The sequence below is a fragment of the Paracoccus liaowanqingii genome, assembly GCF_004683865.2.
GTDB classification, from domain to species: domain Bacteria; phylum Pseudomonadota; class Alphaproteobacteria; order Rhodobacterales; family Rhodobacteraceae; genus Paracoccus; species Paracoccus liaowanqingii.
The window spans coordinates 722,501-736,010 of sequence record NZ_CP038439.1 but is presented as its reverse complement, the minus strand read 5'-3'; the positions used below and the strand labels follow the sequence as shown (position 1 = coordinate 736,010).

9 protein-coding genes, 1 tRNA gene, 2 rRNA genes and 2 pseudogenes (1 of these 14 only partly in view) are annotated in these 13,510 nt (G+C 60.3%); 7 read left to right on the top strand and 7 right to left on the bottom strand.

Translation table 11 applies throughout. The features are described 5' to 3' along the window. The first annotated feature begins 17 nt into the window (after nucleotides 1–17). Both E4191_RS03540 and E4191_RS03535 read left to right on the top strand, forming a co-directional pair. Nucleotides 18–314, top strand: a complete 297-nt coding sequence (locus E4191_RS03540) for a hypothetical protein (protein WP_135312185.1) — start codon at nucleotides 18–20, stop codon at nucleotides 312–314. After that, nucleotides 304–1,269 carry a CobW family GTP-binding protein gene (locus E4191_RS03535; RefSeq protein ID WP_135312184.1) on the top strand — a complete coding sequence of 322 codons (966 nt, stop codon included), beginning with the start codon at nucleotides 304–306 and terminating at the stop codon, nucleotides 1,267–1,269. The genes E4191_RS03540 and E4191_RS03535 overlap by 11 nt, the downstream gene beginning before the upstream one ends. Nucleotides 1,270–1,292: 23 nt before the next feature. Here the strand turns inward: E4191_RS03535 and hydA are convergent, their stop codons facing one another. After that, on the bottom strand, nucleotides 1,293–2,726 hold the full coding sequence (hydA, locus tag E4191_RS03530) for a dihydropyrimidinase (RefSeq protein ID WP_135312183.1): 1,434 nt from the start codon (nucleotides 2,724–2,726) through the stop codon (nucleotides 1,293–1,295). Between the two features lie 216 nt (nucleotides 2,727–2,942). Between hydA and E4191_RS03525 the strand changes: the two are divergent. Then, a pseudogene (locus E4191_RS03525) lies at nucleotides 2,943–3,347 on the top strand (SDR family NAD(P)-dependent oxidoreductase); the annotation flags it as partial. Nucleotides 3,348–3,501: 154 nt separating this feature from the next. Here the strand turns inward: E4191_RS03525 and E4191_RS03520 are convergent. After that, nucleotides 3,502–4,938: an IS1182 family transposase gene (locus tag E4191_RS03520; RefSeq protein WP_135312181.1), complete on the bottom strand. Its 1,437-nt coding sequence runs from the start codon at nucleotides 4,936–4,938 to the stop codon at nucleotides 3,502–3,504. Here E4191_RS03520 and E4191_RS03515 point away from each other — a divergent pair. Further along, nucleotides 4,937–5,422 (top strand): hypothetical protein, encoded by a 486-nt coding sequence (locus E4191_RS03515; RefSeq protein WP_135312180.1) that lies wholly within the window; start codon nucleotides 4,937–4,939, stop codon nucleotides 5,420–5,422. The genes E4191_RS03520 and E4191_RS03515 overlap by 2 nt on opposite strands. 154 nt (nucleotides 5,423–5,576) lie before the next feature. Here the strand turns inward: E4191_RS03515 and E4191_RS03510 are convergent, their stop codons facing one another. Then, complete coding sequence (locus E4191_RS03510; RefSeq protein WP_135312179.1) at nucleotides 5,577–6,848, bottom strand: IS256 family transposase; 1,272 nt, start codon at nucleotides 6,846–6,848, stop codon at nucleotides 5,577–5,579. A 561-nt stretch (nucleotides 6,849–7,409) separates the two neighbouring features. On the opposite strand from E4191_RS03510, the gene E4191_RS03505 reads away from it, so the two are divergent. Further along, a complete protein-coding gene (locus E4191_RS03505; protein ID WP_135312178.1) occupies nucleotides 7,410–7,637 on the top strand; it encodes a hypothetical protein in 228 nt (75 codons plus the stop codon). Between the two features lie 155 nt (nucleotides 7,638–7,792). After that, the gene (locus E4191_RS03500) at nucleotides 7,793–8,101 is read left to right on the top strand and encodes a hypothetical protein (protein WP_135312177.1); all 309 of its coding nucleotides are present in this window, start codon (nucleotides 7,793–7,795) and stop codon (nucleotides 8,099–8,101) included. Nucleotides 8,102–8,855: 754 nt separating this feature from the next. Here the strand turns inward: E4191_RS03500 and gfa are convergent. Continuing rightward, a pseudogene (gfa, locus tag E4191_RS03495) lies at nucleotides 8,856–9,419 on the bottom strand (S-(hydroxymethyl)glutathione synthase); the annotation flags it as partial. A 282-nt stretch (nucleotides 9,420–9,701) separates the two neighbouring features. On the opposite strand from gfa, the gene E4191_RS03490 reads away from it, so the two are divergent. Then, a complete protein-coding gene (locus tag E4191_RS03490; RefSeq protein WP_135312175.1) occupies nucleotides 9,702–11,081 on the top strand; it encodes a cytochrome P450 in 1,380 nt (459 codons plus the stop codon). 286 nt (nucleotides 11,082–11,367) lie between these two features. Here E4191_RS03490 and E4191_RS03485 read toward each other — a convergent pair. From E4191_RS03485 to E4191_RS03475, 3 genes are all read right to left on the bottom strand, one after another. After that, nucleotides 11,368–11,444: transfer RNA gene (locus E4191_RS03485), tRNA-Met, on the bottom strand. A gap of 59 nt (nucleotides 11,445–11,503) precedes the next feature. After that, nucleotides 11,504–11,618: ribosomal RNA gene (rrf, locus tag E4191_RS03480) — 5S ribosomal RNA — on the bottom strand. Between the two features lie 117 nt (nucleotides 11,619–11,735). Beyond that, a 23S ribosomal RNA gene (locus tag E4191_RS03475) occupies nucleotides 11,736–13,510 on the bottom strand; it runs 1,062 nt beyond the window's last position.

Below are 13,510 nucleotides of genomic sequence, written 5' to 3'. Positions count from 1 at the left end.
CGAAGGGAGGCGCATCTATGTGCAGTGCGTGCGGTTTTCCCGCCAAGCCCGGCCATTGGACCGACGCGGGGGCCAGTTCCCCTGCTGAAAGGCTGCGCCTCCGCTTCATCCGACTGGCATCCGTCAACCGTCTTCTCGCCCCATGGGGGCTGAAGGCCCATGATGATGGCGCAACGCCGGGGTTGCAGCTTTTTGCCCCCGGCGGAGCGCGGGTTCTGGTGGACGATCTTGAAAGCCTGTGGCTCGAGGCCGCCCGTATGGCGGGCGAGCCGATCGATCCGTTGTCTGCCCGCGCTCTTGACCATGAAGGCTGAGGCGGGGCGCCGCGACGGGCGGATCCCCCTGACCCTGCTTGGGGGCTTTCTGGGCGCCGGTAAAAGCACGTGGCTTCGCCACCAGTTGCATGAAGGCAGATTCAGGAAACGCCATTTTCTTGTGAACGAGGCGGCGCTGACGCCAGTGGACAACCTGCTTCTTGGCAAGGCCGCACGAGTCGAAGTGTTGGCCGGCGGTTGTGCCTGTTGCGATGGGCTTCCTGCGCTTGTCGCCGCGCTGCGTCAAATCTGTGACGAGGCAACTACCTCTGGCGCAAGCGGCATCGATGGCGTGCTGCTGGAAACAAGTGGTCTTGCAGATCCGGGTGCAATTGCAGTCGCATTGGCTGCGGATCAGGTTTTGGCCAGGCGGCTGGTGATGGAAAAGGTTGTGGTGATTGTCGACGCGGTTCACGGGCGCGATCAGCTTGCCGGCGAACCCCTTGCCCGCGCCCAGGTCGAGGCCGCCGATGAACTCATTCTCAGCAAGCCGCTTCTTGCCAAGTACGGCGATCTTGCGCGCCTTGCTGCCACCATCCGGGTGCTTAATCCGACCGCCGTGATCAGCGCGGCCGAACACGGGACGCCGGTAAGTCTGACGCTGGGTTCAGCCCTGCCCTTTCCCTTGCCGGTCGTCGCTGCCATGGCCGAACCTATCCGCCCCTACCGCATCGAGGTGGGCAAAGATGGCGGCTGGATTGCCCTTTCAACCTGGCTCTCGGCCCTCTTGCAATCTAGAGGCGATGATGTAGTGCGGGTCAAGGGCATCGTGCGCGCGCCTGCGGGCCTGCTGCTGCTGCAATCGGTGCGCCGCATGGTTCAGCCCCCGGAGATCCTGCCCGAACGTGACGCGTGGCTGTCAGGTCCGGCACCCGAGGAGGGCATGATCGTCCTTATCGGGCGCAATCTGGATGGCGAGCTGCTGGAACGATCCTGGCGGCGGTTCGGCGCCTGAATGGCTCCCGCCGCACCGTTACCTCAATCAAGCGCCGCGCCGGCCATCCGTCCGGCCATGGGTGACAGCGCGCGCGGCAGGAATTTCCCCTGATCCTTGCGCCCCAGAATCCGACCCTCTTCCATCACCACCTCGCCGCGCAGGATGGTCGCCCGGGGCCAGCCGGTCACCCGGAACCCCTCCCAAGGGGTATAATCGGCCCCATGCTCCATCAGTGCCTGTGTAATCGTGACCTCGTGCGCGGGATCCCAAAGGACGATATCCGCGTCAAAGCCCGGTGCAAGAGATCCCTTGGTCGTCAGTCCGTAGATGCGGGCATGATTGGTCGAGGTAAGCGCCACGAACTGGTTTGCGGTGATACGGCCCTTGGCCACTCCTTCTGACCAAAGGATCGGCATGCGCACCGCGACGCCGGGAATGCCGTTCGGCACCCACTGAAATCCGGTACGCGCCTTTGGGTTCTTCTTGCCGACCTCTCCCTCGAAGTAGAACGGGCAATGATCCGAGGAGAAGGTCTGGAAGACGCCGGTCTGTATCCCGTTCCATATGGCTTCCCAGCTTGCATGATCGCGGGGCGGCGGAGAGCAGACATACTTCGTGCCGGTATCGTCCATGTTAAGACCCTTGAGGTCCTCAGCCGTGAGCGAGATATACTGGGTGCACGTCTCTCCCATGATCTTTAGCCCTCGCGACTGCGCCCAGCGGATCTGCTCCATCGCCTCACGTCCCGAGACATGGACGACCATGATCGGCACCCCGGTCAGTTCCGCGTGGCTGATGGCACGGTGGGCGGCTTCGCGCTCCACCGACTGTGGGCGTGAAACGGCGTGATAATAGGGTGCCGTGCGGCCGGATTTCTCCAGCTTTTCCGTCATGAAACGGATGGCGTCATACCCCTCGCAATGCACCATCACCAAGGCACCGCATTCTCCTGCAGCATCAAATACTTCAAGTATCTCGCGGTCGTTGAGAACCAGGTCAGCATAGGTCATGAACACCTTGAGCGATGTATATCCAGACGCGACCAATGCCGGCAGATCCTGCCCCAACGCCGCCGGCGATGGATTGGCGACGATCATGTGAAAACCGTAGTCGCAATAGGACTGGCCATCGGCCTCTTTGTGGTAATCCTCCACCGCTTGGCGCAAGGATTCACCACGTCCCTGCATGGCGAAGGGCAAGACTGTCGTATTGCCGCCGGCAATTGCCGATCGCGTGCCGGTCTCGAAACCGTCGGCCATGGCCGGGCCGCCGAAAGCGGGTTGCGCAAGGTGCACATGACTGTCGATGCCCCCCGGCATGACCAAAAGGCCGCTGGCGTCGATTTCTTTATTCCCGCGGCCCAGGTTCAGTCCAAGGGCCGCAATCGTGCTGCCCTGCACACCAATATCTGCGCGCGTTGTCTCAGACGCCGTGACGACGGTTCCGCCACGGATTACCAAGTCGAAATCGCTCATCGGTCCATCCCCTCCTTGTATAATTCCTCTGGTGGCGATGCCGAACCCAGCGGTCGGAAAAGTCTAAGCCACGGCAGAACATTGTCAATCTTAGCTCTTGCCAGCACGCTGAGTGCAAGACGCGTATATCCCACCGCCGCATCATCTTCTCGCACCGGGATCGCAGAGACGGCTCTTCCTGAGTTCGGCGGCTTCGACACTTGAGTCAACAACGCGGCAGTGGCCACCTTCGGTATCCTGCAGGAGACGCCAATGGAGGACCACCGCCCCGCCTTCAATGTCAACTACTTCGTCTTGGTGATGGGATCACTGGTTGCAGCACGCCTTCTGCGCCAGCGCAGCGGCAGCGCCATCATCAACGTGGGCTCCGTGCTCTCGGATTGCGCAATCGTCTACCAAGGCGCGTACAGTTCCACCACGTATGCCATCCGGGCTTTTACGAACGTGTTGCGCATGGCGTTGGAGCGCGATGGCGTCCCGGTTGCCGTAGCCCTCATCAAGCCCGGCGGCATGCATACGCCCTGCCCCGAGCACGCCCGCAGGTACGTAGATCAGGCCCCGCGTGTTCCACCAGTCATCTACGACCCCCGGCTGGTCGCAGACGCGATCCAGACCGTGTGAAAACTTGGGGAAGTCTGATGGTGTGCAGGGGTTTTGGCTGGATCGGAGCCTTTCCTTTAGAGGATCCGGATCAAACGCTTAATCGTGGGTTTTGGGATCCTGTGGGGATCTCTGAAGGCAAATATGGGCTGACACTTAAGGAAATGGGGAGCCTTCACAGCCTGACAGCCGCAATCAACGCCGGAATGCCGACAAGGCTGATCGCTCGACGCAAATTGTAGGCGATGGCCGTCAGGCTGAACTCAGCGCGCACGTTCTCCAGCCTGCGCATCAGGAATGCACCCTGGCCCATCCATTGCTTCACGGAGCCGAACGGGTGCTCGACGCTCTCGCGCCGCTCATCGAGCACCCCGGGCCGCGCGGCAAGCCGTTTCGCCATCCGGTCCAGCACGGCCTCGTTCTCATAGCGCGCAACCTTGCGGTAGGCCGCGGTGGTGCAACGTGTCTTGAGTGCGCAGGACTTGCAGGCAGCGGCATTGGCATAATCGAACACGCGGATCTCGCCACGAACCGGGCGGCTGTGCACATGGCGCAAAGCCGCGCCGCCCGGGCATGTGTAGATGTCTGCCTCGGCATCATAACGGAACTGGTCCTTGGGAAAAAATCCCTTGGCAACGGCAGATCCGCGCTGCGGTTTGGGAACGTAAGGGACGATGCCTGCCGTTTCGCAGGCCTCGATATCTTCGATCTTGAAGTAGCCCCGGTCGGCCACGGCATCGATCTGCGCAACATCGAGGGTCTCACGCGCAGCCTTGGCCGTCTCGGTCAGCAGGCCCAGGTCGCTGACCTTGTTGTGGACCTGCTGCTCCGCAATCAGTTTGTGCTTGGTATCGACCGCAATCTGGACGTTATAACCGACCCCGACGCGACTGCTGGAGTGCATCGCGCGTGCGTCCGGGTCGGTCAGCGAGATCTGGTCCGCGCCGCTGTCTGCAAGGGCTTTGCCATGATCATCAAGCCGTTCACGCCGCTTGCGGAGCGCTGCGATCTTTTCCTGCAGCCTCTCGACGGTGCCCCTCTCTGGCGCGTCCTCACCGTCCTTGTCGGCCTCATCGAGCTGCTTGAGATACCGCGCCAAGCGCTCATCGCTTTCCGCTATCGCTTTGGCCAGCTTGGCCTTGGTGAAATTCCGCTCCCGGCTGTTCACGGCCTTGATCCGGGTGCCGTCGACTGCGATCAACTCTCGTCCGAACAAGTCGAGTTCACGACACAGCAGCACGAACTCCCGGAACACCTGGCGGAACGCCGTTCTGTTGTCGCGTCGGAAGTCTGCGATTGTCTTGAAGTCGGGGGTCAGGCGGCGGAGCAGCCAGATGACTTCAAGATTGCGATGCGTCTCTACCTCCAACCGGCGGCTGGACCGCACCCGGTTCAGGTATCCGTAAATGTAGAGCTTCAAGAGATCGGCCGGATCATATCCCGGTCGACCGGTACTTTTCGCCTGGACCCGCCCAAAGCCAGCTGCCCTCAGATCGAGCCCGTCAACGAAAGCATCGATAAACCGGACAACATTGTCCGGCCCCACATAGTCGTCCACAGAGTCCGGCAAAAGCAGGAGTTGGGACCGATCACCGCCTGAAATATGTGCCATGCCCAAAAATACCACGGCCGCTCAATGCTGGGAATCCGGTTCGTGTTTTCACACGGTCTGGATCCTTTTTGCGACTGAACATCCTAATCGCACACTTTCGATCGACGGCAACGGCATGATGATCTCTCTCATGGGGCAAGTGGCGCCGCGCCTGATGGACCTGGTCATGGAAGCAAAGGGTCGCCCTGCAGAGGTGAAGCCGAAGCACCTAGGCGATCCAGCCCAGCGAGACAACCTTTACAAGGCCCGGTCCAACGGTGTGATCGATGGGGACCAAGACATCTACTTCCGCCGGCAGAGCCTGCTGCTGGAAGTGCAGAAGCGGCCCCTGTCCGCGGCAGCTGTGTTGGGGGCGGTCGGATGGGCGACGTGGACCATGGTGTCGAACAGCCGGCGTGGCTCGGTCCCACACATGTGGATAGGCGTGGAACGAAGCAGAGCCATTGCGGACGCCGCTCCGGAAGCGCGGCGCCGAACCTTCTAGACCCTAAGACTCGACATTGCCCCATCGCGATGCGGATTCATGTATGGCAAGCTCGCCGCGCACTTGCGGCGTCTACGCCACCCCTGCTGTGCCGTCACTAGACGAGGCGGAGCACTGACTGGAGCTATGCGGGATTTTGGGTGACGCGGCCTGATCAAGCGGCGCGGCTTTCGTTGGCGTCCTGCTCGGCGACACCGTCAGTGAACTTGACGCCTTCGACGACGAGAGGCAACTGGTTTGCGCCCTTCAGTCGTCGCCATTTCTTCGCTGCGGCCTGAACCAGCTTGAACACCATCAGCTTCGCTGTCTTCTGAGACAACGCGCCTTTGGTTCGGACGGTGCGATGGCGGACGGTCGCGAAGACGCTCTCGATCGGGTTGGACGTGCGCAGGTGGTCCCAGTGAGCGGCCGGGAAGTCGTAGAAGGCCAGCAGTGCCTCTCGATCCTTGGTCAGGCAGGCGACGGCTTTCTCGTATTTCACGCCATACTTCTCGACGAAGGTATTGACGGCGGTCTCTGCCGCCGCGCGGGTCGCGGCTTGCCAGATCTCCCGCAGGTCAGTCTTCACCGCCGGGTGCATCGACTTCGGAAGCTTGTTCAGGACGTTGGACACCTTGTGGGTCCAACAGCGTTGGTGGCGCGTGTCGGGGAAGATCTCATCCAGCGCCTTCCAGAAGCCAAGGGCACCATCTCCGACCGCGAGGTCCGGTGGCGCCGAGAGGCCGCGGGCCCTGAGGTCGACCAGCAGTTCATGCCAGCTCTGCGCGCTCTCGCGGACCCCAACCTGGAACCCCAGCAGCTCCTTCTTCCCTTCCGGCGTCGCCCCGATGATCACCAGCATGCACTCGGCCTGCGGCTCCATCCGGGCCTGCAGATACACGCCGTCGGCCCAGACATAGACGTAGCGCCGGGCCGAGAGGTTTCGGCGTTGCCAGCGGTCATGTTCTGCTTGCCACTCGCCCGTGAGCCGCGAGATCGCTCCTGGCGACAGGTTGGGCGCATCCGGACCGACCAGCGCGCTCAGAGCCTCCTGGAAGTCTCCAGTCGAGACGCCGCGCAAGTAGAGGACCGGAAGCAGAGCATCAAGGCTAGGCGAACGGCGCGCCCACTTCGGAAGAATGCGCGAATTGAACCGGATCTTGTCCTCCGGCGGCGCATCAGCTGCCCGGTCGCGCACCTTCTGTCTCTGCACCGGGATAGGGCCGATCCCGGTCTGGATGTTCCGCTCAGGGCCGGTGCCGTGGTGGACAACGCGCTGCCTGCCATCGGGCAGGCGCTCCTCAGCAAACTGCGCGACAAAACTCGCGGCCTCAGCCCTGAGTGCCGCTGCCAGCATCTGCCGGGCGCCGTCGCGTGCAATCTCGGTGAGTGGATCAACGACAGATCCGGGCTGGTGAAGCGGGGTGATCGTGATATCATCTTCCAAGGCGTATCGCTCCTTCGGGAGGTTCTGGCAGGCTTTGACACCCACCACGATACGCCGCCTTCTCAGACCCCATCACCCAAAATCGGCCATAGCTCACTGACTGGGAGCGCTGTCAATCTGCTTGAGCCTGCCCAGCTACGCCCCCTTTGGGTCCTTCCAACGCTCTTTCGTATGCGGTGGGCTTAGTCGCGGCAGGTCGCTAGTTGCAGGCAGAAAATCGGGGTTACCACCCGGTAACCGGAGGTTACCACCGACTGAAAGGATACCCCTCGCAAGCAGCAAATCCCTGCAGCGACAGGTCCGGCAATCTGATGGCAGATCCCGCCCGGCGTCGAGCAGTCGGACACGACCGACGGATTCAATCCCTTGCCAGAAAGCAAATTACCGAAGCGAAGTGTCGCCGTAAGCTCTGCGCCTTTCTCGGGCCGGGCCTTGCTCGGCTTCGCGCGCAGCAGCGACTTTACGGAGACAGTCCGCAACGGTGCAGATCCAGTGACTACACATCCGCCTCGGACAGAGCGGTAGTGTGGAACAACGAAAGTTCAAAAGAAGACAAAAACGATGAAGGTCGATCAAAATCTGGCACGTCTAGCCAACTTGTCCAAACCTGAGCGCGTCGCCCACTCCTACACGACCCGGGTTCTGCCGCTGACGCTGCTTTCTCCTAGCGTAGTCGAGGTTATCCTCGACGGCAGGCAAGGCCCTGAACTGACGCTACCCCGGATGCTGGAGCCGTTTCCGGCAGACTGGGCGGTGCAGCTGTCGCACTGGAGGGCAGCGCTGCGATAGCAGCGGGCCCACCGCCACCCCCATACCGTCTGACCGAGGATGATCTCTCGCGAAGACGTCCCACGATCCTCGAGGAGGGTCGGCAACGCCCTCACGGGCTAACGATGCCGGTTAGCCTCGTCGATACCTCAGCTACATCAAACAGGAGAATGACAATGAACAAGGACGAAGGTCATCTTTGGATTGAAAGGGAAGTCTTGCAGGAAATAGCAGGGGACCTTGGCGCCCATCTTGTTGGCTGCCTTCTTCACCTGATCGCCGATGCCGAGGACAACGGCGAGTTCGCGTACGAGACCGCAATCACGCTTCTGGCCGCTGCTCCGGACATGAACGAGCGGACGGCACAGAAGGATGTGTCCCGACTCGTGAAGGCCGGATGGCTCGTCGAGAAGGGCGGACAGCTGGCGATCGAGGGATATGGGAGCATCTTCATCCAGGACCGCAGGCAAGCGCCGCCGGCCTGAATTCGGCGTCGGACGCATGGACCTGTCGGAATGGATGCTGGCCCCGCCGCGCAACGCGACCAACCAAGCCGACGAGGCCTGATCAAACTCATGGTGAAGTCGCGCCTCCCGGCGCGGCTTTGCTGGACTTCAACGTTCATAAGAAGACTTGCTTCCCCAAACCAGTCACTCATGCTTTGCACCGCGACCATAACCCCACAACAAACGCAATGGGGTACGCCCGTCGGCATAAGCTTTTCCGCCGGCACGAACAGGGCCCCGACCCTGCGCCGGATCGGTTCAGACCTTCTGCCCGCTCTGCCGGCGCTCTTCGCGCCCGAGCTTATTGTCGGACCATGGCCGGCCTCGATCTGATAGACTACGACCTGAACGCAGTGTTCTCGACCGACGAGAATTTCCGCCGCCGGGTCGAGAAGTTGCACAGGATGGACGCCGACCGCTGAAGCCGTCGGGCTCGTCCTTGCCGATGAAAGGCAGGAACGTGCCCGGGAGCGACTTGGTTGTGGGTAGCAGGATTTGGCTGTGGTTCACCGGGCGCACTGCCGGGTCAGTCGTCAAGCACCCACCCCAATGTGGGGATGCTCACCAAGTCCGCAGCCGCAAGATGCCCCTATCGTTGACCACCGCCAAACAGCTTGTTCATCAGTCGGGCGAGTATAGATCCGCCCTCTTGCGCAGGCTGCGTCGGGGCTGACTGCCGCTCTGCCGCCGCAGATGCGCTTGGCGCCGCCCTGGCCGATGCGGGTCTAGCCGGTTGTTTGGCGGCATGGGTCGCTATCGCATCCATCAAGGGCGGAGATAATGTATCATAAGGATGAAGCCGCAATTCCCGAAGACGACCGCGGATCCCGTTCATGCGGGACGGATCGACACCGGACTCGATGATTGAGCTGACAAAAGCTGCAAACTCCGGCTCGGACCACCCCGTTTCTTTCGACAATTCGGTATGCACGAAATCGAGCCCATAGAACGGGTGGTCCGGGTTTTCGATCCGCCCATACATATGCACACCGCATTCCCGGCACCGGTGACGCTGAATGGGCGCCTGAGCGTTCACGACCTCCAGCTTGGCTGCCTGCTCAACCACCTTGACGGCGTCTCGCGAAACGACGGCCACCTGACTGAAGATTGCACCATCGGGTTTCCAGCATTTGGTACAGCCGCAAACGTGATTATGCGCGGTTTGTGCGCCGACACGAAGCTTCACAGGATTGCTGGTGCAATGGCACGTCAGAACGCCTCCGGAGAAACTCGGATCGCCTTGTTTTATTCCATTGTCGACTGCGGGATGAATAAGCACGTTTTGAGTGTTTGTCATGGTCCTCTCCTCCGATGACCAATTTGCCTCAACGTTGCCTTAACGGGAAGTAACAGCAAGCTGGCAGAAAGTGGCAGATCCGAGAGAAAGTCGCTTGAAGAAACTCAATGGTCTTGTGACGGCCGGCTTTGGGTACATCGGGGTAAAGGCAAAATAGCGAACGCCTCAACTCCAGGCTGTGTTCAAGTGCCAGATCCAGGTGGACCAACAAGGCGCGTAAAACCAGCATGCGAATTGGGGTCCCCCGTGCTATTATTGCTCAACCCGACAGGGGAGCGAGACATGAATGGAGAACCCTCATCGGGGCCAAAGGCCTTCAAGCCCCCAAAGATTGAGATGGCCCGTGGGCATCTCTCAACCCTCGCTCTGCTGCGCGTCATGGTGCGGAACCCAATAGCGGCGGTTCCACCGGCAGCCTACGAAGAGCCGCACGCCAGTCTGCAGGCGGCGGGACAGGCAATGTTTTTCCCGACCAAGCCGGCAATCGTAAATACCATTCTTGTGCAAAGACACGAAGATTTCGCCAAGTCCCGTATCGACAACCGGCTGCTCAACCCGATCCTTGGGGATGGCCTCCTGACGGCGGAGGGTGAAGCCTGGCGCTGGAGGCGCCGGCTGGCTGCGCAAGCCTTTCGTCCTGCCACGCTCTCGACCTACCTGCCTGTAATGCGCGGCCCCTTCGAAGAACTGGCCGGGCGCTGGAAGAGGAGCCCGGGACTACACCGGATTGACGACGCCATGACAGCGGCAACGATTGCTGTCATCTGCCGCACATTTTTCTCGAGCTTTCACCAATCGGAGGCGGACCGGATATCAGGGGTAATCGACAGATATCTGCGTCCCTGCAGCTGGCCGGTCTCTTATGAATCCCTGGGCCTTCCCAGGTGGATGCCTCACCCGGGCAAGCTTCAGATGGAACGGGCCTCGGCGGAAGGGCGGCAGCTCGTAAGGTCTTTTGTGGCACGACGGCGACAGGGGCGCCAGGATCCGCCCGACCTCGCTCAGATCCTGATAGATGCACGCGATCCTGAAACGGGGCGGGCGCTGAGCGACGAGGACCTCGTTGACATGTTCCTTACTCTGATCGCGGCCGGAAACGAGACTTCTGCCAATGCGCTGAGCTGGACACTGTACTGCCTCGCGGCCCAGCCCGACCTCCAGGAGGTGCTCGCAGATCACGTCCGGGTCGTCGCAGGACACGGCCCGGTTGAGACGCCGCATCTCGAAATCCTGTCTGACCTGACTCAGTTCCTCGAAGAAACAATGCGTTTGCTTCCGCCTGTTCCGCTGTTGAGCCGACGCGCGCTCCGCCCGTGCGAGATCGCGGGGCAGACAATCGAGCCAACCGCGCTCGTGTTCATCCCCATCTATGCCATCCACCGGCACAAGGCGCTGTGGTCGTCCCCGGACACCTTCAACTCAGATCGCTTCGAAAGCCTGTCAGCAGCGAGCCGTCCGCGCTGCGCGTACATGCCGTTCGGAGCCGGCCCGCGGGTTTGCCTCGGAGCCAGCTTCGCAATGATGGAGATGGTGGCAGGTCTCGCAACGTTGCTTACCGCAATCCGCTTCCATCTACACGACACGACGCCGCCGGAGCCAATGCACCGGATAACTCTGCGCCCCCGGAACGCCATCGTCCTGCGACTGGAGCCGCGCCCGTAATGCGCCCAAACGAGGTCTGCCACGACGCGCTTTGCGGAATTGATCGAAGTTGCAGTCATCGGCCTCTGCAATGTTATTACGGCCTTACCGTTGGGTTTTGCAGTAGCGGTTCGTCCGAAGCCTTCAGAATGCCCCTCTGTAACGAACCCGAGCATCCGGCGACCGGGTGGTGCGATTCCCCGCCATCCGCCGCCATCGTTTTGCTGACACTATGTTGACACGTTTGCGGAACGCAAAAAGCCTCCCGTGAGGGAGGCTGCTAAGCTGCTGATGCAGTGATCTATTTTGGTTGCGGGGATAGGATTTGAACCTATGACCTTCAGGTTATGAGCCTGACGAGCTACCGGGCTGCTCTACCCCGCGCCATTTTTGTCCTGTTGGGGTGTTTGCGTCGTTCGGAGAGATGTTGCGTTTCTTACCAGGTCTGGCGGTGACCTACTCTCCCACGTCTTAAGACGCAGTACCATCGGCGCAGCGGCACTTAACGGCCGAGTTCGGGATGGGATCGGGTGTTTTGCTCGCGCTAGGGCCACCAGACCAGGAAAGAAACGCTCAGCGTCGCCCTGCTTGCGCAGGGTGAAGTTGTCCAAGGATGCCTTTTGGAGAAGGGGTCTGCGTCGTCTTTCGAGGACGCGGATCTTGCTTCTACCGGATCAAATCAAGCCTATCGAGCCATTAGTACCGGTCAACTGAATGCATTGCTGCACTTACATCTCCGGCCTATCGACGTGGTGGTCTTCCACGGCTCTCAAGGGAGACCTTGTTTTGAGGGGGGCTTCACGCTTAGATGCCTTCAGCGTTTATCCTGTCCGGACATAGCTACCCTGCACTGCCGTTGGCACGACAACAGGTCCACCAGTGGTCCGTCCACCCCGGTCCTCTCGTACTAGGGGCAGCTCCTCTCAAGTCTCCAACACCCACGGCAGATAGGGACCGAACTGTCTCACGACGTTCTAAACCCAGCTCACGTACCTCTTTAAATGGCGAACAGCCATACCCTTGGGACCTGCTCCAGCCCCAGGATGAGATGAGCCGACATCGAGGTGCCAAACGATGCCGTCGATATGGACTCTTGGGCATCATCAGCCTGTTATCCCCAGCGTACCTTTTATCCGTTGAGCGATGGCCCTTCCACTCGGGACCACCGGATCACTATGGCCGACTTTCGTCTCTGCTCGACTTGTCAGTCTTGCAGTCAGGCTGGCTTCTGCCATTGCACTCAACGACCGATTTCCGACCGGTCTGAGCCAACCTTCGCGCGCCTCCGTTACTGTTTGGGAGGCGACCGCCCCAGTCAAACTACCCACCACGCAGGGTCCCGGACCCGGATAACGGGCCGCGGTTAGACATCAAGAGTGCGAAGGGCGGTATCTCAAGGATGGCTCCACGAGGACTAGCGTCCCCGCTTCAAAGCCTACCGCCTATCCTGCACATCGCAATCCTGATGCCAGTGCGAAGTTGTAGTAAAGGTGCATGGGGTCTTTCCGTCTAACCGCGGGAAGTCTGCATCTTCACAGACAATTCAATTTCGCTGAGTCCACATTTGAGACAGCGGGGAAGTCGTTACGCCATTCGTGCAGGTCGGAACTTACCCGACAAGGAATTTCGCTACCTTAGGACCGTTATAGTTACGGCCGCCGTTTACCGGGGCTTCAATTCAATGCTTGCACATCTCCTTTTAACCTTCCGGCACCGGGCAGGCGTCAGACCCTATACGTCGCCTTACGGCTTCGCAGAGCCCTGTGTTTTTAGTAAACAGTCGCCACCCCCTGGTTTGTGCCCCCGGCCTTCACTTGCGTAAAAACCGGGCCTCCTTCTCGCGAACTTACGGAGGTATTTTGCCGAGTTCCTTAAATGTGGTTCTCTCAAGCGCCTTGGTATTCTCTACCAGTCCACCTGTGTCGGTTTAGGGTACGGTCTTGTGGAGGGCTATTTCCAGGAACCCCTAAGCAGCCCGATCAATCCGTTAAGATCGAACTACCCTCGGGATCCGTCACCATCTCCTGGCCCAGGAATATTAACCTGGTTCCCATCGACTACGCCTTTCGGCCTCGCCTTAGGGGCCGGCTTACCCTGCTCAGATTAGCTTTAAGCAGGAACCCTTGGACTTTCGGCGACAGGGTCTCTCACCCTGTTTGTCGCTACTCATGTCAACATTCTCACTTCTGATCACTCCACCGGTTGCCTCACGGCCCGGCTTCACAGTCAGAACATTGCCTCCGTTATATCTTGCGATACAAAAGAGGCAGCGTTCTATATCACAGAACGCTCCGCTACCACGCATCCCGAAGGATGCATCCAAAGCTTCGGCTCGTGGCTTGAGCCCCGTTACATCTTCGCCGCAAGACCTCTTGATTAGACCAGTGAGCTGTTACGCTATCTTTAAAGGATGGCTGCTTCTAAGCCAACCTCCTGGTTGTTTTGGAAGT